At 57.2% G+C, this 20,862-nt stretch carries 14 protein-coding genes; 4 read left to right on the top strand and 10 right to left on the bottom strand.

The genetic code is table 11. The annotated features are described in order from the left end of the window. The first annotated feature begins 139 nt into the window (after positions 1-139). Positions 140-412 carry a hypothetical protein gene (locus ABHR75_RS03310; protein WP_346963626.1) on the top strand — a complete coding sequence of 91 codons (273 nt, stop codon included), beginning with the start codon at positions 140-142 and terminating at the stop codon, positions 410-412. 67 nt (positions 413-479) lie between these two features. Here ABHR75_RS03310 and ABHR75_RS03305 read toward each other — a convergent pair whose 3' ends face one another. Continuing rightward, positions 480-2,603 carry a GmrSD restriction endonuclease domain-containing protein gene (locus ABHR75_RS03305; RefSeq protein WP_346963625.1) on the bottom strand — a complete coding sequence of 708 codons (2,124 nt, stop codon included), beginning with the start codon at positions 2,601-2,603 and terminating at the stop codon, positions 480-482. Between the two features lie 125 nt (positions 2,604-2,728). On the opposite strand from ABHR75_RS03305, the gene ABHR75_RS03300 reads away from it, so the two are divergent. Then, positions 2,729-4,183, top strand: a complete 1,455-nt coding sequence (locus tag ABHR75_RS03300) for a restriction endonuclease subunit S (RefSeq protein WP_346963624.1) — start codon at positions 2,729-2,731, stop codon at positions 4,181-4,183. Here ABHR75_RS03300 and ABHR75_RS03295 read toward each other — a convergent pair. The 5 genes from ABHR75_RS03295 to ABHR75_RS03275 all read right to left on the bottom strand — a co-directional run bounded on the left by ABHR75_RS03295 (position 4,173) and on the right by ABHR75_RS03275 (position 11,369). Next, the gene (locus ABHR75_RS03295; protein WP_006235246.1) at positions 4,173-4,967 is read right to left on the bottom strand and encodes a tyrosine-type recombinase/integrase; all 795 of its coding nucleotides are present in this window, start codon (positions 4,965-4,967) and stop codon (positions 4,173-4,175) included. The two genes, ABHR75_RS03300 and ABHR75_RS03295, sit on opposite strands and share 11 nt — an antisense overlap. Before the next feature lie 33 nt (positions 4,968-5,000). After that, positions 5,001-6,608 (bottom strand): restriction endonuclease subunit S, encoded by a 1,608-nt coding sequence (locus ABHR75_RS03290; RefSeq protein ID WP_346963623.1) that lies wholly within the window; start codon positions 6,606-6,608, stop codon positions 5,001-5,003. Further along, complete coding sequence (locus ABHR75_RS03285) at positions 6,609-8,087, bottom strand: class I SAM-dependent DNA methyltransferase (protein WP_346963622.1); 1,479 nt, start codon at positions 8,085-8,087, stop codon at positions 6,609-6,611. Between the two features lie 19 nt (positions 8,088-8,106). Beyond that, positions 8,107-10,437 (bottom strand): EcoAI/FtnUII family type I restriction enzme subunit R, encoded by a 2,331-nt coding sequence (hsdR, locus tag ABHR75_RS03280; protein WP_138113050.1) that lies wholly within the window; start codon positions 10,435-10,437, stop codon positions 8,107-8,109. A gap of 191 nt (positions 10,438-10,628) precedes the next feature. After that, the gene (locus tag ABHR75_RS03275; RefSeq protein ID WP_204987216.1) at positions 10,629-11,369 is read right to left on the bottom strand and encodes a 3'-5' exonuclease; all 741 of its coding nucleotides are present in this window, start codon (positions 11,367-11,369) and stop codon (positions 10,629-10,631) included. Between the two features lie 456 nt (positions 11,370-11,825). Here ABHR75_RS03275 and ABHR75_RS03270 point away from each other — a divergent pair, with 456 nt between their 5' ends. Then, on the top strand, positions 11,826-11,951 hold the full coding sequence (locus ABHR75_RS03270; RefSeq protein WP_255412934.1) for a hypothetical protein: 126 nt from the start codon (positions 11,826-11,828) through the stop codon (positions 11,949-11,951). Positions 11,952-12,438: 487 nt separating this feature from the next. On the opposite strand, the gene ABHR75_RS03265 is transcribed toward ABHR75_RS03270, so the two are convergent. Continuing rightward, positions 12,439-13,830 carry an ATP-binding protein gene (locus ABHR75_RS03265; protein WP_346963621.1) on the bottom strand — a complete coding sequence of 464 codons (1,392 nt, stop codon included), beginning with the start codon at positions 13,828-13,830 and terminating at the stop codon, positions 12,439-12,441. A 654-nt stretch (positions 13,831-14,484) separates the two neighbouring features. Between ABHR75_RS03265 and ABHR75_RS03260 the strand changes: the two genes are divergently transcribed. Further along, positions 14,485-15,483 carry a hypothetical protein gene (locus ABHR75_RS03260; protein WP_346963620.1) on the top strand — a complete coding sequence of 333 codons (999 nt, stop codon included), beginning with the start codon at positions 14,485-14,487 and terminating at the stop codon, positions 15,481-15,483. 475 nt (positions 15,484-15,958) lie between these two features. Here ABHR75_RS03260 and xdh read toward each other — a convergent pair whose 3' ends face one another. The 3 genes from xdh to ABHR75_RS03245 all read right to left on the bottom strand — a co-directional run. Continuing rightward, positions 15,959-18,736, bottom strand: a complete 2,778-nt coding sequence (gene xdh, locus ABHR75_RS03255; RefSeq protein ID WP_346963619.1) for a selenium-dependent xanthine dehydrogenase — start codon at positions 18,734-18,736, stop codon at positions 15,959-15,961. Between the two features lie 12 nt (positions 18,737-18,748). Beyond that, entirely contained in the window at positions 18,749-19,228 is a 480-nt protein-coding gene (locus ABHR75_RS03250) for a 4Fe-4S binding protein (protein WP_271731709.1), read from the bottom strand. An 11-nt stretch (positions 19,229-19,239) separates the two neighbouring features. Continuing rightward, positions 19,240-20,862: FAD-dependent oxidoreductase (locus ABHR75_RS03245; protein ID WP_346963618.1), on the bottom strand; the 1,623-nt coding region annotated here is incomplete at its 5' end.

The following is a 20,862-nucleotide window of genomic DNA, read 5'->3' as shown; positions in this document are numbered from 1 at the left end:
CAGGATCCCGCATTCAGCACCAGCTTCTAAGTGCTGTTTTGTCATCCAGCTACACTTTTCCGAAGTTTTAAGGTGCCTATTTCGACACTTTTCCGGATTTTATACTCTGTCCCTCCAGATGCGCTTTACGGTGCAGGCGTTGGAAGAAGGGCCATGTGCCGCTGGCGGCCCACATGTTCTGCAGATCAAGCTGCTCGGAGACGACTCGCGCGAGCCGTCCAGCTGGAAGCTCTTTGCCGACGGCGCGTGCGTTGCAGACGGATCCGGCGCCTTTGCCCGCGAGTGCTTCTGCGAGGGCGCCGAGGTGTTTCTGGACCTGTGCCGCGACGCCGTACGCGCAACCGAGCTGTACCAGTGGAGCCAGAGGGAGTACGAGCTGCTGAGTGCGGCCCGCAGGATCGTAAGGGTGTAGACGGGCGGACGAGCCATCGATGATTTTGAGCTGGCAAGGGCCGGGAACTAGATTCCCGGCCTTCAACCTAGCACTGCTTTATGAGATCGAGCACCGCAGGAATGTCATCGGCATTCCGAAGCGCAACGTAAGTGGGTAAGCCCGGGCCAAATCCACCCTGCGTACGCTTGTCCTGGCACATGTCCTCTGGATCCGTTAGATCATCCACACTCTTTGCCAAGCCAACGGCAATCCAACCACCGTTGCTGGTCCTGCCTTCTAGCACGGCATGCAGTTTTCGCTTGCCCGACCTGAAGCCTACATAGTACTTAGCTATGTAGGACTCCCACGAAGGGTTACCACTCAGAACGGACTCGCGCACCTCATCGAAAAGCTTCTGATTGAGCCCACCTTCGGCAAAAGTGGGGTGGTTCTCCTGCAGAGTCCAGACAGGAGCCTCGTCAGACTCCCCACGAGAAGGACGGTACTTGTCGACGACGTCTGCCGGAAGGTCGGGATACTTCCATATCTCGCACGCTTCTTTCGCCAGCTCGTCCGCGCGCTGCCCAATCTCTTCCTCACCCCATTTTTCATGCGAGACAATCGATTTGTTTAGGTAGAGCGGGCTGCACTTAAATCCGACGTCAGGCAGATTGAGCTTGTCCGAGAACGACCGGTTTGAGTACTCCTGGTTGTAGCCCGTCAGCGTAAGATTTCCCAAGTTGTTGCACAGCCTGTCGTGGACGTCTTCCCAGTTCTCACCAAGCGATTCCTTCCAGCCGTGCTCATCATCGATCGTCTGGGGCATGATGTGCTCGATCTGGTAATCGTCGGCTGAGATGGACTCCTTCGGGTGGTGCCAGTTCTCCATGCGCTCCAGGTAATAGCGCTTTTTAGAGAAGCGGTTGTAGCAGTCACGCGTCTTAAACTCCTCGACAAAATGCTCGTCTGTCGGAAAGTATGCGGTCATACCGCTGCTGTGGATAAGGAGCATCGCCGTAACGTACTCCTCGATATCGTCCTGCTGCTCGAGATTGCGATACATGCTGGCAAAGAAATTATTTAGGCCCGTGGTAAGTCTGCCGCAAACCGCTCGCCTGAACAGAAACGACTCGATAGTCTCGCAGATACGTAAAAACGCATTGCGGTTAAGTCCATTCCCCTCGTAAACCGAATAAAGCAACATTAAGAGGGGCCTTATCTGCTTCACGTCGAGGCTTACGATTCTGCCGAACACTCGGCGCAGTCCGTCGTCCTTCTCCTTACCAAGGAACAGACTGGCGTATCTATGTGCATACCCGCGCAGCTCCTTAAGCAGGCCCTCGGTGTCACCATCGTAGTCGTCGGCGAAATAGCGCTTAAACTCGTAGTAGGCCTCGTTCTCCTTCGGCATCCTATTGGGAACTTTAAGCCACAGCCAGTACCAGATAAATGCATTGAACTCGTCCTCGCCGCCTTTTCCGAACAAGCACTCGAGTGGATGCCAATAACCCTCATAAAGCTTGGTCTGTTCGTCGTTGGGAAGCGACATTAGAACGTAGTTACGGATGAGGTCAATGGGCGTGAGCGGCTTGCCCTTGGAGTTCATGGACTCAAATATGAGCTGGGCATTATCAACGCCAGCGGTGAGCTTAGTGTCGATGACCTGCACGCGGTTTAGCCCCGCCCAAAGCCTTGCAGGGTCGAATGATTTCCCGTGCATCTTTTCGCGGAAGAACGCATGGTTCTCGACAATGCGATCCGATTTTTCATCTGGCACGGGAGCCCCAGACACGATGGAGAACAGCGTCTCTTTATCGTCCTGCGAGAGCACCAGCTTGTAGCGTGCCAGACCGTTGTAGTCGTCATCGTTAAAGAGGTAATTTTTCCTCAGCGCCGAGATTTTGAGGTCGCCAAGGAAGCCAGCCTTGTCGGGGTTGCTCTCCAAATAGTCAGCCAAAGCTGCAATCATCAACGAAAACGTCGTCATGCGCTGCTGTCCGTCAATCAGAAGCACGCGCGAAATGCTCGTGGCAGAGCTCTCGGACTCGGGGATATAAAGCATTGACCCCACGAAGTGCGATACGCCATCACGACCCGCTCGCATGACGTCATCCCAAAGCACCTCGCACTCTTTTACACTCCACGAGTAAACTCGCTGGTACACGGGAATGACGAACTGCATCTTCGCCACGCCCATAAGGTCGAGTAGATTTGCCTCGGTTGCTTTCATTTGCGTTTGCTCCCTTTTCTTGTTTTACGTCACCTACCGTCAGTCCTCCACCGAACGGAGGGCGCTAAAGACGAGAGCATCGAAGCGCAGAAGCAACCGGGATGCTCATATCACTAGATTTTACAATGCTTGTTGCGAACACAATTGAACGTCTGATCGGTTCCGATGGCTCCCCCTATGAGAAGAGGGTAGATGCCAAGGGTCGCGTGACTAGCGACAAGTGCATCGCGAACGAAGTGCCGTTTGAGGAACTGCCCGAGGGGTGGTGCTGGACAAAGCTATCGAACGTCGCCTCTATCCAGCTGGGCAAGATGCTTGACAAACAGAAAAACCAAGGTGATCTCGCGCCATACCTTGGAAATGCCAATGTTCAATGGGGCAGATTCGACCTCGCCAATGTGAAGACCATGCCCATGGGCGAAACGGATCGTGCTAAGTATGCGCTCTCTGATGGTGACCTAATCGTCTGCGAAGGCGGCGTACCGGGGAGATGCGCAATCTGGACATCGAACGAGACGATGCATTATCAAAAGGCGCTTCACAGGATTCGCTGCAGCAAAAGGCTGCTGCTCAATACTTACTGCGAGCTGTATATTTGCTTTATAGTGCAATCGCATATATGGGATAGTTGCTTTACCGGAACCACAATCAAGCACCTTCCCGCGCAAACGTTGTCGAGCTGGCTTCTCCCCCTCCCGCCTCTCGCCGAGCAGCGCCGCATCGTCGAGCGCGTGAACGAGCTCATACCCCTGGTCGAGGAGTACGGCAGGGTCGAGAACGCCCGCGAGGCGCTCGACGCCGCGCTGCCCGGCCGCCTGCGCAAATCCGTGCTGCAGCTGGCGGTGCAGGGCGGGCTGGTGCCCCAGGACCCCGCAGACGAGCCCGCGAGTACCCTGCTTGAGCGCATCCGCGGGCAGCGCCGAAAGCTCGTCGCCGAGAAGAAGATGAAGGCCCCGAAGGGCGGCGAGTCGATCATCTTCGCCGGTTCCGATGGCCGCCGCTATGAGAAGAGAGTGGACGCCAAGGGCCGCGAGTCCGTGCCCGTCTGCATCGAGGACGAGATCCCGTTCGAGATACCCGAGAGCTGGGAGTGGCGTCGTTTAGGGTCTCTTGTCTTGAATCGCGGGCAGAAGAGGCCTGAGGCGCGTTTTGCCTATATCGACATCTCGTCGATTGACAATGTGAACCAAAAGCTCGGACAAGAAACTGTTATAAATGCAGCTGACGCGCCCTCACGAGCAAGAAAGCTAGTCGCAAAGAATGATGTGCTCTATGCGACCGTCCGCCCTTATTTGCATAATGCCTGTATCGTAGATAAGGATTTTAATATTAAGCCCATCGCAAGTACTGGGTTTGCTGTCCTTTCATGTCTTGACGGATTCCTTCCTAGTTTTCTTCTCTACTTTTTGGTTTCTCCTAGCTTTGACTCTTATGCAAATGCCAATGAGAACGCGAAGGGGGTTGCCTATCCGGCAATCAATGACAACAGGCTGTATCGCGCTCTAGTTCCTGTTCCCCCGGCCAGCGAGCAGAAACGAATTGTTTCTAGAGTCACCGAAGTATTTGCTCTTACCAATTGACTGCTTCATCAACCGCGGCGCGCTGTTCATCGGCAGTGCGCCGCAGATAGATTCGCGTTGTCTCAATGCTTTCGTGTCCCATAAGATCAGCAAGCAGTGAAATATCTGGGTTGCGGTTGATAAAGTTTTTTGCGAACAAGTGCCGAAATGAATGCGGGTATACGACGTCTTGGTCGACGCCATAGCGCAGTGCGGCACGCTTCAACCCTACGGATATGCCGCGCGAAGTAATCGCGTTGTCGTTTTTGCCTGGAAATAGAAGGCCATTCATTGGCTTGGCTTTCCATGTAAGACTTTCTTCACGCAAAGAGTCAGGTATCCAAATTCTCCTGAGCTTCTGGCCTTTTGAAACAATGTCCATATATCCAGCGGTAACGTGTTCTACTTTGAACTGTCTTAACTCACTTACTCTCGCACCCGTACAACCAAGAAAGCGAACGATGAAATACCAAAACCAATCACCGTCTTGCTTCAGGCCGCTGATTAACTGCATGTATTGTTCATTGCTGATGACATTGTCGAGAAACGGCTTCTGTTGAATTCGCACTCCTTTGAGTCGGATTCCATCGAAAGCGATGAAATCAAGGTAGGTGTTAATTGCGCCGATGCGGTTGTTAACCGTTTTCGGAGCGAATGAAGAAACCAGCCACTCTTTGTGCGCAAGAAGTGACTGGTTTGTTAGAGACTGAGTTTTATCGATAAGCTGGCATATTGCAAAGGAATAAGAATCAACAGTGTTTTCCGCATAACCCTTTTCCTGCAAGTATTGTACAAACATTCTCATGACATCTTCCTTTCGACGAGGTCATGAAAACAGTTAGACAAGTATTTTGAAAAGCCAGTCAACTTCATAAACGATGCGACGCTGCTCGGCGAGGGGCGGAACTGGGATTAGGTAGTTTCTGACCGTCTCCTGCGCAAGCTCTTTCTGCTTCGTGCTGCCGCTTGCCTGGTCTTCAATTTCAGACTGGACTGACGGCCCCGCGAAATAGGCGAAGGCAAACCGGTGATCAAGCCAATCTTCCCGCGTCCTGATCACCGTCACGTGGCTGTCGGCGACGGCCCAGCCGTATCTGTTTTTCGCCGAGTCATAGACCGCCATCCTGCCCAACGTGCCGAGGCCGGTCGAGTTCCAGAGAAGGTCACCATCCTTCAGAATCCGCTCATCCGCGTACTTGGATACGGTGGCTGGGTCGATGAACCTCGCCTTTTCCACGGAGAATCCGCTCCATTGGTTGCACTTTTGGGCGATCACGGGGTATTTCTCGACGGTCGAATACTTCGGCGACTTGCCCCTCTGGATGTAAGTGGTGACGCTCTCGAGCCTCGCCCACTCCCAGCTCTCGGGTATCTCGAACGGGATCTCGTCCTCGATGCAGACGGGCTCGGACTCGCGGCCCCTGGCGTCCACCCTCTTCTCATAGCGGCGGCCATCGGAACCGGCGAAGATGATCGACTCACCGCCCTTCGGGGCCTTCATCTCCCCCTCGGCCACGAGCTGCCGGCGCTGCCCGCGGATGCGCTCCAGCAGAACGCCGGCGGGCTCGTCTGCGGGGTCCTGCGGCACGAGCCCTCCCTGAACCGCCAGCTGCAGCACCGACTTGCGCAGGCGGCCGGGCAGCGCGGCGTCGAGCTCCTCGCGGGCGTCCTCGAGCTCACCGTACTCCTCGACCAGGGGCATGAGCTCGTTCACCCGCTCGACGATGCGGCGCTGCTCGGCGAGAGGCGGAACTGGGACCAGAATGACGTTCAATGACTTCTGATTAGTCTTTGGCATTTTGACACGCGTATCACCCTTAAGCGTCTCCTCAGTGAAGAAATTGCTGAGGAGAACCGTGAGGACATATTCAGGTTGCAGCTTGGTGTTGAGCGGATACATATCCGCACTACACAGCCCATCAAAAGGGGCGATAACCGCCTTTCGAAGAGCTGGACGAATCTTCGAATAGAGAATCTGTCCTGCAGAGAACAGGTGATTGGCGCTCTTAACCTCGTCGGCCTTAACACTATGACAGAACAAGAGCTTTCCGGTGCCTTTTTGGATGTTGTCAGGCGCGATATGAGGAAAGTCCTGATATTTCAACGGGTCGACCAAACGCGCTGCAATTCCAATGACTTCACTAAATCTCGCCCAGGCCCAGCTTTCCGGAATCCCAAACGGAACCTCGTCCGCGATGCACTTGTCGCTCAGAACGCATCCCTTAGTGTCCACGTGCTTCTCATAGGGGGAGCCATCGGAACCGATATAGATAATGCTCTCCCCGCCCTTCGGGAATTTAGCCTTACCCTCAGCAATAAGCTTATGCTTCTCTTCACGAATACGCTCAAGCAGGACGCTTGCAGGCTCATCACTCGGGTCTTGTGGAACGAGCTTTCCCTCAATCGCCATTTGCAGGATTGAGTTCTTCAGGTCTTTTGCCTTCATCTACGCCTCAATCCCAAGAATCTCGCAAATACGAGCAAGCTTCTGGTCAATCTCGGCATCGAGCTTAGCGCGCTCTTCTTTGTAGTTCCTGATCAGTTCGTCAGGCGGTAAGATCTCCTCTTCCTCGTGAGGATAGCCGCACACGTCAAAGTTAAAACCGCCGTCTCGCAACTCGTCAACCGTATAGTACTTGGCCTTGGGATTGCCGTCTTCCTCGATATCCCGACGGTTCTCCCACCATTCCTTTACAGGTGCAAAATGTTCGATCCTAATGGGCTTGGTCTTAGAGAAGTGTTTATACCCCTCGGGCATGTCCATGCGATAGAACCAAACGCCCTCAGAGGCCCCCGTATTATCGAAGAACAGAACGTTAGTAGTGATGCTCGTGTACGGAGCGAAAACACTCTGTGGAAGGCGCAAGACAGTATGCAAGTTCATGTCCTCAAGCAGGCGACGCTTGATCTCCGTCTTTGCACTATCCTGGCCAAAGAGAAAACCATCCGGAATGATAACAGCAGCGCGGCCGCCTCGCTTAAGACGATAAAGAATGAGTCCAAGGAATAGATCTGCGGTCTCGGAGCTACGGAGTGCAACAGGGAAGTTGTTTTGCACCGATGCACTCTCGGACCCGCCATAGGGCGGGTTCATAAGTACGACGTCAAACTGGCCGTCAGGCTTGTGCTTCCACTCGCGAACATCCTTCTCGAGAGAGTTATCGTGAAAGACTTCAGGATTATCGATATCGTGCAACAGCATGTTGGTCACGCACAGCAGGTAAGGGAGCTGCTTCTTCTCGATGCCGTAGACCGATCTTGCATAGAGTTCACGATCGGCTGGAGTCTGAACCTGGGAGTCGAGAATCTTGAGGGCGCTCGTCAAAAAGCCGCCCGTGCCACACGCGAAGTCAGCCACAGTCTCGCCGAGCTTGGGCGCAAGTGCCTGGGCCATAAAGTCAGTCACCGCTCGGGGCGTGTAAAACTCGCCGGCATTACCCGCGGACTGTAAGTCTTTCAGGATGGTCTCGTAAATTTCACCGAAGGCGTGGCGCTCTTTGTACTCGGTAAAATCAACCGACTCGTCAATCTCGTTGATGACTTGACGAAGTAGAATCCCATCCTTCATGTAGTTGTTGGCGTCAGTAAAAGCAGCCTTGACGACGACGTGTCGCAAAGGCGCATCAGGTGCAAGCTCAAGACTCTCAAAAGTCTTGAATAGATCATTGTTCACAAAGTCGAGAAGCTCATCGCCAGTAAGCGCCTTGCCGTCTTTCGCATCGTGCGCCCAGCTATACCAGCGCAGGCGCTCGGGGATGATGGACTGATAGGAGTCATCGTGAAACTCCCACTCCTGCTCCTTGGCATCGTAAATCTTGAGGAAGAAAAGCCAAGTCATCTGCTCAATGCGCTGCGCATCGCCATTGATGCCGGCGTCTTTGCGCATGATGTTCTGCAGGGTCTTTACGAGAGATCCCAGTGCCATTTGCTATCGTTACCTTTCTCTATGCGATGTAGAGCTCGTCCTCGAGCATCTGCGCTGCCTGAATGTACTGTTGTTTGCCGCCGAATGCGGCGACGATCTTCATTGGGCTGCCAAACCGACGGAATTCCTCGAGGTCGAGGACGTGGGTGTCGTCCAAGTCTACGAGGTTCGACGTCGCATATTTGTCGAGAAGCGCTTCAAGGACCTCACGCGCGACGCCGGCATACTCATAGAGCACGCCCTTTTTCTTGACACTATTGGCTCTCTCGCTGCGCGTAAGAGGTCTCTGGTCGTAAGCAATGTGGCAAATGAGGTCAAAGTCGCTCATTTGCTCCTGTCCAGTCTCGAGCCGCAGCTCATCCAGGAATACGCCACGCGCGCGCAGCTCATCGATAATCGCTTGTTTCTTATGTTCAGAGTTCCACGCCGCTAGGAAGTGGTCAAGAGTGTCGTATTCGCCGAGAATGTTTTTTCGCGTATAGTCCTTAAGGCTCTCAGTTACAAGAAGGCCATCGGAGGAGTAATACTGCACCATCTCCGACACTACATAGACGTCGGCCCCATGAACGTGATATTTCACATGGGAGGACGGATCGTCCGGCGGCAATACGGGTGGGTCTACGATCGGAGACGGAGGCGGAACGGGACTGCCGCCATTGCCGCCGGGACCCGGATCCGCAATGGGGTCACCCGGATTAGGCTCAAACACAACAACAGGTTCGCCATCAAACTCGGGATCTGCAAACAAACGCGATGCGTCACGAAAATCGAGGATGGTGAAATAGAGTTTGTCGTAGTCCTCACAGATACGGGTTCCGCGGCCGATAATCTGCTTGAACTCCGTCATTCCGTGCTCACCGAACTTGTTGTCGAGCACGACTACCTTACACGTCTTGCAATTAACACCAGTGGTGAGAAGCTTCGAAGTCGTAACGATGGTCGGGTATTTCTCGTCGGGGTCGATGAAGTTATCTAACTGAGCCTTACCTTCCCTGTCGTCACCCGTAATCTTCATGATGTAGGTGGGGTGATCTCTTACGATATCGGCGTTCTCGTTTACAAGGGCACGTCGCATATTTTCGGCATGCTCGATGTCAACGCAAAAGACTATGGTCTTGGAGTAACGATCCGTCTCCTTTAGAAATTGAGTTATCCGCTTGGCAACTTCCTCGTAGCGCTCTTTGATGACAATCTCGCTGTCGAAGTCTTGCTTCTCGAAAACACGTTTGGGCAGAGCTTCGCCGCGATCATCTATGGTGCCTTCCTCAGTACGGTATCCGTAAATGTCGACGTTCAGCTTAGGACGAATAACTTTATACGGGGCGAGAAAGCCATCCTCGATTCCCTGTTTAAGGGAGTAGGTGTAGACAGGTTCGCCGAAGTAGGTAATGTTTGAAACCTCTTCAGTCTCCTTTGGCGTAGCCGTCATACCGATTTGAATTGCACAATTGAAATACTCAAGTACCTTACGCCATGCGGAGTCCGCCGCGGCGCTTCCGCGATGGCACTCGTCGACGATAATCAAATCGAAGAATTCCGAGTCGAACTCGCGGAATATTTCTTCACCGTTTTCTCCAACAAGCTGTTGGTAGAGCGAGAAATAGACCTCGTAAGCAGAATCGAGCTTTCGACCTACGACCTTGGTTGTAACCCTCTTGAGAGGCTTGAAATCGCCGTCTATGGTCTGATCGACGAGAATATTGCGGTCCGCCAGATAGAGAACCTTACGAACCTCGGTAGTCTGTCGCAAGCGATGAACGATTTGAAAAGCCGTAAAAGTCTTTCCCGTTCCCGTTGCCATAACGAGCAAGATGCGATTCTTACCTCGCGCAATAGCTTCAAGCGTACGATTGATGGCGATGCACTGATAGTAGCGAGGATGATTGCCGCCGTGCTCCTGGTAATACGGAGCGGTCACAATCTCCTGGCTATACGGATGTTCAAGCCCCTTAGCTTTTGAGTATCGTGTCCAAAGTTCCGCCGGAGTGGGAAACTCGTCCATGGCAAGAGCGCGCTCTTTCCCGGTAAGAAAATCGTGCTCAACAAAACCCTTTCCGTTTGAGCTGTACGCAAACGGAATATCGAGCAGCTGGGCATATCCCATCCCCTGTTGGAGACCGGCATCAACGGTGTGCTCCGTATCCTTAGCCTCGACGATTGCGATAGGGATGCCCGGAGCATACATCAGAAGGTAGTCAGCCTTCTTCTTGTCTTTACGGGTGACCATACTTCCGCGCACAACAATCTCGCCACTGGTAAAGAAATACTCAGTGAAGACTTGGGTATTGCGATCCCACGACTTCATAATCGCAGGATCAATGAGTTTAAGCCGTGTGTCAGACTCGTTCATACGTCTCGGAACCCCTCATTGCGCAAAGCGACAGCTATTGATGTTGAGTTGATTAATTTTATCATCACTATGCAATCTAGCAGCCGCTTTATACTAAATGAGACGAAGTAAAGTCAGCCCCGTGAGAAAGCTCCAAAGAAAGCAAAATGAGCCCCGTTGACTTGAGTCAGAGGTCATTCCCGGAGCCCCGCCTACCTCCCCTCCGCCTTCAGCTTCAGCAGCAGGTCGCCCAGCTCGGGACACTTGTTGGAAAGGCGCATCTGGGCTCGATCGCCCATCCTCCACCGCTGGCGGATCTCCTGAGCACGCGGACTCACGCGATAGTCCCCGTCCATCACCTGCTTGAGTAACTTGGCGGTCACGCGCGCGTCGGCTAGGGCACTGTGGGCGTGACCCGTCGACTCGTCAAACTCGATGCCAAACCACGTCGCCGCGTCATTCAAAGAGACGCACTCGTGGCTGCCCACGTCCATGATCGAGGTGTAAAACGCCTGCAGATCGGCCCAGTCCGTAGGAAATGCGGCAAGGTCGATTTGCTTTGCCTGGCACTCGGTCATAAGCTGTCGACGGTCCGTCCCGCTCCAGCAAACTATCTGGGCGGAGTAGCGGCCGATCCAATCGCTGAGCCTTTTGATCACCATGTAGAGCGGGTCGGCCATCGCGGTGTCCACGGCCGATATACCTGTGAGCTCGCGGACGGGAAACGCAACGCCTTCGGTAAATTCCGTCTGCACAAACTGCGAGAACTCGCCCATAACGTTGCCGTGGTAATCGAGCTTGACGGCGCCGACCTCGATAATCTCATTGCGCAGTCCACGGCGCTGGCGCTGCTTTGGCACCGGCGCAAACTCAAAGTCCAGCACAATCTGGCGCGCAAAGTTCGTCGTGTCGATAGCCGAGATACCCGGCGTCTTTTCAGCTGACACGGTCATGGCCTTTCTCCGTCAACTGCCGCTTGCTACATAGGCGGCTACATTGCCGTAAGGATAGGCGCCCGCGCGGACATGAAAGCGGGGCGCAATACCATGCGCCAAGCACACGCCATGCAGACGGCCCCAAGAGAGTCGCCCGCTCTATTCAAATGCATGAAAAAGATTGAGGCCCGGTGACTTGAATCAGAGGTCATCCCGGGCCCATCAATATGCAGTGTACCTACAGAGGGCTGGTTAATCAAACGGGCTTTCGGTGACGAAGACCTGCGCGTCTAGCCCCAATCGCCCAGCGCCGTCTTCTGCCGCCCTTACGAAAGGCTGCTATTCGAGGGAATCACGTTGCTGTTATTATCGAACATATATTCGTATTTATGACCGCGCTTTGATAGAATGGCAGTTGTTGACGGCAGTTCCATGTGCCGGGCAGCGCCCTCCATGCGACGGGAGGTGATGCCCATGACCGATCTGATTGATTTCGTGAAGCTCCTGACCGCTTTGGTCTCGCTCCTCACGGCGCTTATCGGACTTTCCGAGGCACTTAAGCAGCGTACGAAGCAAAAGAAGAGGGGTCGACGCCGTTAAGGCATTGACCCCTTGAACTAAGTAACGGCGCTGCCCAGCTATCACCCTTGGGCTGCCGTCGACTTTATTCTACCTACGGTTGCCAGGTTTAACAAATGAATTTTCAGTAATGGAGCCCCGGAGCCCGCTCGCTCAACCACCTGGCCATCGGATTAGCCGGATTCTGGGACACGCCTTCCGTCCCAGGCCTCTACCGGAAAATGCGTCCCACCCTGAGGCTCAATTCCGGAACACGGTTTCCGTTTGAAGCCCCGATGGGAAAGCGTGTCCCGTTCCGAGAGCTCATTCCTGGATGCAGTTTCCGCTAGAGATGCCACCGGGAAAGCGCATCCCGTTTTGGAGCCAAATTCCGGGTCGTAGTTTCCGCCTGAGGGCCGATCCGGAAACGGCATCCCATTCTGAAGCCGAAATCTGGGACACGCTTTCCGCCAAGGGTTGCAAAAGGAAAGCGCATCCCATTCCGAGCATCACATCAGAGCGCGCTTGGTTATCTCCGCTCGCACATCTCGGCAAACGAAATCAGCTTGGCATCTCCCCTGCTCGCCGCAGCTTCCTGACATCCTTGCGTAAAGCCACGCTTCGAGAAGATCACGTAGCTTTTATGCTGCCGCCTAAAGAGCTCGCTTCGGTACACGAGCTTTTCCAGAACATCCTCGCCTACCGGTTCATTGCGCCATTTGCACTCCGCAAACAGCGCAGTGCCCTCGCCATCGTCAACAATCAAGTCGATTTCTTCCTGCGTATGCGTGCGATTATCCGTCCCCCACCAGCGCCCAACGCTCGCCGGAACCACATCGAGCTGGCCCGCCCGCGCGAGTTCGTACACGTATTGTCTGCATATAAGCTCAAAGACCGTACCCATGTAATCCGATACGTGTGGCTCAATGCGCTCATACGCCATCTCGGCCATATCGTTTTGAATCAGCCCAATGTTCTGCGGAACAAACTTGTACCAGAACCTAAACATCTGGTCGCTCAGCAGATACACGGCTCGCTTATTGCTCGTCTCGTTTAGGGGCAGCTCGCGCTCGACAATCCCAAGCGACGCCAGCTTATCCACATAGCTCTTTACGTTGCTCGCAGGGATTCCCGTAGAGCTCGCAATCTCCGAGATCTTCGAGCGCCCCTGAGCAATTGCTTGCACGCTCGCATCATATTGCTCGGGATTGCGGCACTCCTGCAATAGCAGGTTACTCGGCTCCTCAAAGAGATAGCCCGTAGGAGTAAGAAAAAGACGTTTGATGTTGTCCTTGGGCGGTGCGGCAGGATCGACTTTCTCGATATATGCAGGAATGCCACCCGTCATGCCATAGCAAACCGCAGCGTCTTCGCGACCCATGCCATGCCACAGGCCGAGGGTCGTCGTAAAATCGAGCGGCATGATCTTAAACTGGGCCGTACGCCTACCGTATAGTGGACTCTCGTAGCCCAACACCTGCTCTTCCATAAACGAAAGCGACGACCCGCACAGGATAAGCATGAGCTTGGTCTCTTTGTACAGGTGATCGATCTTGTCTTGCAGCAACGAGCTGATCTCGGGATTCGATTGGGCGAGATAGGGATACTCGTCAATCACGACAACCAAACGTTCCGTGCGAGCCATGGTGGCCAACGCATCAAACGCCTCGTCAAAGCTACGAAACGACACGCCTGTAGCACCAACCGAACCCGCAAGTATCGCCTGGCTAAAGCCGTGCAGGTTTGCCTCTGCATTGGTACGACGAGCTTGAAAGTAAATAGCCTTCTTGCCTTGGATAAACTCTGTGATAAGACGCGTTTTACCCACGCGACGGCGGCCGTAGATTACGGGCATCTCAAAGGAGCCCGTGCCATACAGTCGATTGAGCTCGGACATTTCCGCCGTTCTTCCGATAAACATAGGGCCATCCTTCCTTCACGTTATAGCTAGCTATATTATACCGTCCTATAATATAGCTAGCTATAACGTAATTCGACAAGCGACGCACGCAAAAGGGGCGGTATACCACCGCACGTGGACCGTTCCGGAAAATGTATCCCGTTCTGGAGCCAAAAACTGGGCCGTAGTTTCCGCCAAGCATGTCATCCGGAAAGTGCGTCCCGCTCTGAGCGCTCATTCTGGGATGCAGTTTCCATTTGAGGCCCATCGGGAAAGCGCGTCCCACTCTGGGGCCGAAATCTGGGACACAGTTTCCGGTTGAGGGCTGTTCCGGAAAGCGCGTCCCATTCCGAGTGGCAATTCCGGGACACAGCTTCCGCAGATACAATGCAACGATCCACAGCCCTTATCACATGCCTTCAAATATGCGATCCAGAAACACAAAACAGCAGATAGATTGCTCTTTTTCGGAAAAGTAAACGTCCCTAAACTTACCAAGGCTTCATATCTAGCTACCGTTCACGGGTGCCGATTACCGCCCGCCGATTCGGCTTCAAAAAATGGCGTCAAAACCAGGCCATCTACCTGCATGGTTAGATTTTGGTCAGCTTTTGGTCAGCTGAGCGGCAAGTTCCAGCTGATACGTTTTTGCTACCCAAAAGGAGGCGGTAGCTCATGACCCATTGCAATGACCAGCTCATCGACCAACTGCTCACTCAAGCCGAACAAGAGGGGCGCTGTCTGATTCCCCCGAGCACGGCGATCCGAAAAGCGCTCCTTCGGCGCACCGGCGGCACGGTTGTCTCGCCCATGCCGGGGTTGTTTGCGCGAAAAACGCGCTGGGATGAACTCAACCGAGCGCAACGCCATTGCGAAATCCTCCGCGCCCTTGCGATCATCCACCCCGATTGGACGTTCTGCTCGTTTTCGGCAGCTTGCCTGCTGGGGCTCGAGGTCTCGTGGCGACACCTGAACGTCGTGCATGTTTGCAGCTCGACAAAGCCGTCGGCTCGTCCGGGCGCACATATTCAGCGAAACCAGATTGAGCCGGCCGGAGCAATACGCAGAGCCGGCATATCGGTAACGCCGCCCATCAAAACGGCCACAGATTGCCTGCTGCAAACTGGTTTTGCCGACGGCATGCCCATTGCCGATTCGGCGATCTCAAAGCTCGGCCTTGCGCGGGAACAGCTGATGGAGGCCGTTGAGCAACGAGCGACTGCCCGCAATGGTCGTGCGATTCGCACCGCCCTCACAACGCTTCGATATGCCGACGCCCGCGCCGAGAGCGGCGGGGAATCGGTCGCCCGAGCCGTCATGATCGAGACGGGCTTTGCGCCCGACTGGCTTCAATACGAGCTGACGGACCCCTTCGATTCGGCCAAGCCCATACGAACGGACTTTGCCTGGGAGCGCCAGGCGCGGGAACTCACGCTGGGCGAGCTCGACGGGCTCATCAAATATACCGACCAGACCATGCTGGCCGGACGCACCACCGCCGAGGCGCTCGTTGCCGAACGACAGCGCGAGGCGCACCTATCGCTCTACGGCCACCCTCTGCTGCGCTTTACCATGAACGAGGTCCGCTCGACAGGAATGCTCGCCAAAAAGCTGCAGACGGCAGGCATCCGGCAGACCGCGCTGCCGACATGGCTCAACGAGGTGGACCTGTAGGAGCTGCTAGGCCAAGCATCGCCGAATCGCATTCCCCCTATCTGGGCCGCGTTTTCCCAACGGCCACGCCAACGGAAAGCGCGTCCCAGCCTGGACGCTCAAAACGGGATGCACTTTCCGGATGGCGGGCCTGGCGGAAAGCGTGTCCCGGAATCCCGTCTCAGAGCTGGACAGGCTTTCCGGTTGAGTCCTTCAACGGAAACCGCATCCCGGAATAAACACTCAAACTGGGATGCGCTTTCCAAGTGAGCGGTTAACGGAAAGCGCATCCCACTCTGAGGCATGATTCCGGGACGCTGTTTCCGCCAGAGGCTCTACCGGAAAGCGTGTCCCGTTCTGAGCGCCAATTCTGGGATGCAGTTTCCACTCCAAACAAAGGGCCCCGGCTCGCGATGGAGCCGGGGCCAAAGGCGCAGCGTATGTAGTTGATGTTGAGCGCGAACAGCTCGTCAGCAATGGCCGTCCGCGCCCTACCCTACCCGCGGTTGCGGGCGCGGCTGTAGGGCGTATCCACCATGGGCAGATCCGGACGCAGCTTGCCGTCGAACGCGCGGTAGGCGTTCTGCACGGCGGGCGCCGTGGGGATCGTTGCGATCTCGCCGATGCCCTTGCCGCCGTATGCCACGGGCAACAGCTCGTCCTTCTCCACGTAGATGGCGTGGATATTCGGGATCTCGGGCGCACGGAACAGCCCGAGCGTACCGTACCTTGCCTGGGGCACGCAGTCCTTGAGCGGCCAGTCCTCGGTAAGCGCATAGCCCATACCCATGAGCACGCCGCCTTCGATCTGACCCTGGATGGAGATGGGGTTGACCACCTTGCCGGAATCGTGCGCGGCATAGACCTCGCTCACGCGGCCGTCATCATCCAGAATGACCACATGCGTGGCAAAACCGTAGCAGATGTGGCTCTTGGGGTTGGGCACGTCGGCACCCAGCTTGTCGGTCGGCTCCAGATACACGTAGCCAAACTCGCATCCCTCGAGCGCCTTGATGGCGGTCGCGGGATCCTGAGGATGCATGCCCTGGCCGGCGACGAGCTCCTGCGTGCGCAGCTGATAGGCGCGACCGTCGTCGTACTCAATCTTGACGCCGTCGCCATGCGCATTCACGGGAGCGGCGGGCGCAGACTTGCCGGCCTCGATGTCAAGCATGGCATCGCGCAGCAGGAAGGCGGCACCGCGCACGGCCTCGCCGGTCACGACCGTCTGACGCGAGCCAGACGTGGTGCCGGAGTCGGGAGCGTTCTCGGTAGAGCACTCGCCATTGGCAATGCAGCTCAGCGGCAGACCGCAGGCCTCGGCAACGTCCTGCAAAAAGACCGTGTTGCAGCCCTGGCCGATGTCGGACGTGGCGGCGTAGACCACGGCCACGCCGTTCTCGACGCGGATCTTGCAGCGGCCGGCATCGGGCAGGCCCACGCCCACGCCGGCGTTCTTCATGGCGCAGGCGATACCGGCGTGTCCGGGATGCGCGTAGTAGGCATCCTTGACCTCGAGCAGCGTCTCTTTAAGCGCCGTGGAGCAATCGGCAATCTGGCCGTTGGGCAGAACCTCGCCCGGCTCGATGGCGTTGCGGTAGCGAATCTCCCACGGATCCAGGCCGACCTTCTCTGCCAACAGGTCGATCAGGCTCTCGAGCGCAAACTCGGACTGGCAGACGCCAAAGCCGCGGTACGCACCGGCGGGCGGGTTGTTGGTGTAGTAGCCAAAGCCGCGAATGTCGGTGTTCTGGTACTTGTAGGGGCCGACGGCATGCGTGCAGGCGCGCTCGAGCACCGGGCCGCACAGCGACGCGTAGGCGCCGGTGTCAAAGTTGATCTCGCAATCCAGGCCGGTAAAGTTGCCCTCGGCGTCGCAGCCCAGTGTAAAGGTGCCGTCCATGGCGTGGCGCTTGGGATGGAAAGCGAGCGACTCGGCGCGCGTGAGCTTGCACTTCACAGGACGCTGGAACTTATAGGCAGCGAGCGCAGCCAAGTGCTGGATGGACACGTCCTCCTTGCCGCCAAAACCGCCGCCCACGAGCATAGTCTCGACGACCACACGCTCGGGTTCGCCATCCCAGCCAAACATGTGGGCACACTCTTTGCGCGTGTCGTAGGCGCCCTGGTCGGTCGACTGCACCTTGACGCCATTCTTGTACGGGAAGGCAACGGCGCACTCGGGCTCCAAGAAGGCATGCTCGGTAAAGGGCGTAGTAAAGCGCTGCGTCACGGTGAATGCGCTCTCCGCCAGCGCCTTGGCGGCGTCGCCGCGCGTCACATGGCGGCTCTGGCACACGTTGTCCTTGAGCTCCACCGTGTTGCCAAAGGCAAAGAAGCTGTCGTGCAGGCGCGGGGCGTCGGCAGACCTGGCCTCGGCGATGTTGCGCACGGGCTCCAGCGGCTCGTAATCAATCTTTACGAGCTTCTTGGCCTTCTCGAGCGTCGCCTCGTCCTCGGCAACCACCAGCACGATGGCGTCACCCACGCAGCGGGTGATATCGCCCTGGGCGATCATGACGTCCCAGTCCTGGATAAGGTGGCCGACCTGGTTGACCGGCACGTCCTCGGCGCGCAGGATGCCCACCACACCGGGCAGGGCCTCGGCCTTGGAGGTATCGATGGAGAGCACACGGGCGCGCGGATACTTGGAGCGCACGGTGCTGGCATAGGTCAGGCCCGGCTGGTCGATCTCGTCGATGTCGTCGGGGTACTTGCCCTCGCCGAGCACCTTCTTGCGCACGTCGATGCGGAAGGCGCGCTTGCCCACGCCGTAGTCATCGCCGCGCTCCAAGTCCTCGTCGATCTGCTTTTCGCCGCGGAGCACCGCAGCGGCCAGCGCAATGCCCTCGATAATCTTCTTGTAGCCGGTGCAACGGCAGACATTGCCGCGGATGGCGTACTTGATCTGCTCCTCGGTGGGCTCGGGGTCCTCGGCGATGAGCGCTGCACCCGCCATGACCATACCGGGGATACAAAAGCCGCACTGCACGGCGCCCACGGCGCCAAAGGCGTACACAAACGCCTCGCGCACGTTCTCGGGCAGGCCCTCGACAGTCACGATGTCGCGGCCGGCGGCAAGGGCGGTGGTCAGCACGCACGCCTTGACGGCCGCACCGTCCACATGGATGGTGCAGGTGCCGCAGGCGCCCTCGGAGCAGCCGTCCTTGGCGGAGTGAATGTGCAGGTCGTCGCGCAGATAGCGCAGCAGCGGTTTGTTTTGGGTCGTCGTGTGCTCGACGCCGTTAACGGTAAAAGTGAATTCCTGTGCCATGGTGATTCCCTTCTACACGCCGGCGGCGATACCGGTGCGGTCGTGGATGGCGCCATGCGGGCAGACGACGGCGCACATGCCGCACGACAGGCAGTCCGTGCCGTCGATATGGGCGCAGTTGTCCTCGATGCGGATAGCGCCGGCAGGGCACTTTTTGGCGCACATGCCGCAACCGATGCAGCTGGTGTCGCAGATCTTGCGCGCAATGGCGCCCTTATCGGTGTTGTTGCAGCGCACCAGGATGTTCTGGTAGCCGGGAACGAAGGCAATCACGCGCTGCGGGCACGCCATGCCGCACAGGCCACAGCCCGTGCACTTGGAGCGGTCCACGCGGGCGACGCCGTCGACCAGCGCGATGGCACCGTGGGGGCAGGCCGTAACGCAGGCGCCACAGCCAATGCAGCCTTCGCTGCAGCGGGCGTCGCCGCCTGCGGAAGCACAGCCGCTTCCGCAGGCAACGTAGGCCACGTGATGTTGAATGGATTTGGCCATAAGAGATTCGCCTATTTCTTAAGAAGGTACGAATAGTTGTCGCGCACGGCCCTGATGGTCAGGCGGACGGCCTCGGGCAGACCGGTGTTGACGGCATCGACCGAGACGGTGCGGACCGTGCCGGCGACGCGGACCTTAAAGTGGTCCTCGTCCACGGCCAGGAAGCCCTCGTTCTCGGAGTTCTCCATGTCCTCCTCGCTCCAGAACAGGGTGAGCTTGTCCTTGTAGGGACGGCCCTCCTGGTAGGGGCAGAACACGGCGCAGTTGCCGCACTCGTTGCACATACCGTCGACGTGGACGACCTGATGCTTGGCCAGGCCCGGCACCTTAATGGCCACGTTGGCGCGGTTGGGGCACACGTCGCAGCAGACCTCGCACACCGAGCCGCAGCCCAGGCAGCGGGTCTTGGTGCAGTTGCGCTTGTCGCGGCACAGCGACCCCTTGCGCTCGTAGCAGGTGCCCTCGCGGCCAGCCTGCTCGTTGCAATCGGCGTACTTGTTAAAGTCCACGCCGGCGATGGCACGGGCGACCTCGGCGGCGTCGGCAATAGCCTCGACCACGGTGGCAGGACCGCGACGGCAGTCGCCCGCAGCCCAGACGCCCTCGACGCCGGTGGAGGTGGCGGCAAGGCGGCCGCGACGGTCGTGCTCAACGCCCGCGGCGTCGTACAGGCTGGCATCGATGCCCTCGCCCACGGCGCAGATCACCGTGGTGGCGGGAAGCTCAACGGTCTCGCCCGTGGCGACAGGGCTGCGACGGCCGCTTGCATCTGGCTCGCCAAGCTCCATAACATCGCAGGTCAGCACGGCGCCGTTAAGTGCCTTGGGCGCCAGCAGCTCGCAGAACTCAACGCCATCGGCAAGAGCAAGATCGAGCTCTTCCTCGTCGGCGGGCATCTGCTTCTTGGTGCGGCGATACACCAGGCGCACGTTCTTCACACCAGCCAGGCGCTTGGCCACGCGGGCCGCATCCATGGCGGTGTTGCCGGCGCCAATGACGACGACGTCCTCGCCCAGCTCGAGCTTCTCGCCCTTCTTGGCGGCCTCGAGGAACTCCAGCACGTCGAGCTCGGCACCCTCTCCCAGGCCCGCAGAGCCGGGCATCCAGGCACCGGTGGCCACGACCACGTCGGTAAAGCCCTGGGCCTTGAGCTCATCGATGGACTTCACGCGAGCATTGAGTTGTACCTTGGCACCAAAGGCCAGGCAGAGCTCTGCATCGTGGGAGATATCGTCGCTGGCGATACGGAACTCGGGGATCACATGACGGACCACGCCGCCGAGCGAATCGCGGGCCTCAAAGATAGTGACAGGCACGCCGGCGCGCGTCAGGAAGAACGCCGTCGCCAGGCCGGCCGGGCCGCCGCCGATAACGGCAACGTTGCGCTCGCCGTCGTTGGCGATGGCCTGGGTGCGCAGCTTGGGCAGCACGGCGGTCATGGCCTCGCGGGCGGCCTTGAGCTTGCTGGCGCGGATCTGGGCGCCCTCGGGCTCGTAGAACGCACGCTCGCAGGCACGGCCGCAGGGATGCGGGCAGATGGTGCCGGTAATGAACGGCAGGGCGTTGCGCTCGACGATGATGTTGAGGGCGTCCTCGAAGCGGCCCTCGTCAACAGCCGCCAGGTAGGCGGGAAT

Origin of the sequence: Collinsella aerofaciens, assembly GCF_039752955.1 — a bacterium.
GTDB lineage: Bacteria > Actinomycetota > Coriobacteriia > Coriobacteriales > Coriobacteriaceae > Collinsella > Collinsella aerofaciens_BI.
This window is presented reverse-complemented; position numbering and strand designations above follow the sequence as displayed.

Excerpts from the sequence above, each read along its gene's own strand:
- ABHR75_RS03305 (WP_346963625.1), bottom strand. The coding sequence starts at position 2,603 with ATGAAAGCAACCGAGGCAAATCTACTCGACCTTATGGGCGTGGCGAAG.
- ABHR75_RS03300 (WP_346963624.1), top strand. The coding sequence starts at position 2,729 with ATGCTTGTTGCGAACACAATTGAACGTCTGATCGGTTCCGATGGCTCC.
- ABHR75_RS03295 (WP_006235246.1), bottom strand. The coding sequence starts at position 4,967 with ATGAGAATGTTTGTACAATACTTGCAGGAAAAGGGTTATGCGGAAAAC.
- ABHR75_RS03290 (WP_346963623.1), bottom strand. The coding sequence starts at position 6,608 with ATGAAGGCAAAAGACCTGAAGAACTCAATCCTGCAAATGGCGATTGAG.
- ABHR75_RS03285 (WP_346963622.1), bottom strand. The coding sequence starts at position 8,087 with ATGGCACTGGGATCTCTCGTAAAGACCCTGCAGAACATCATGCGCAAA.
- hsdR (WP_138113050.1), bottom strand. The coding sequence starts at position 10,437 with ATGAACGAGTCTGACACACGGCTTAAACTCATTGATCCTGCGATTATG.
- ABHR75_RS03275 (WP_204987216.1), bottom strand. The coding sequence starts at position 11,369 with ATGACCGTGTCAGCTGAAAAGACGCCGGGTATCTCGGCTATCGACACG.
- ABHR75_RS03270 (WP_255412934.1), top strand. The coding sequence starts at position 11,826 with ATGACCGATCTGATTGATTTCGTGAAGCTCCTGACCGCTTTGGTCTCG.
- ABHR75_RS03265 (WP_346963621.1), bottom strand. The coding sequence starts at position 13,830 with ATGTTTATCGGAAGAACGGCGGAAATGTCCGAGCTCAATCGACTGTAT.
- ABHR75_RS03260 (WP_346963620.1), top strand. The coding sequence starts at position 14,485 with ATGACCCATTGCAATGACCAGCTCATCGACCAACTGCTCACTCAAGCC.
- xdh (WP_346963619.1), bottom strand. The coding sequence starts at position 18,736 with ATGGCACAGGAATTCACTTTTACCGTTAACGGCGTCGAGCACACGACG.
- ABHR75_RS03250 (WP_271731709.1), bottom strand. The coding sequence starts at position 19,228 with ATGGCCAAATCCATTCAACATCACGTGGCCTACGTTGCCTGCGGAAGC.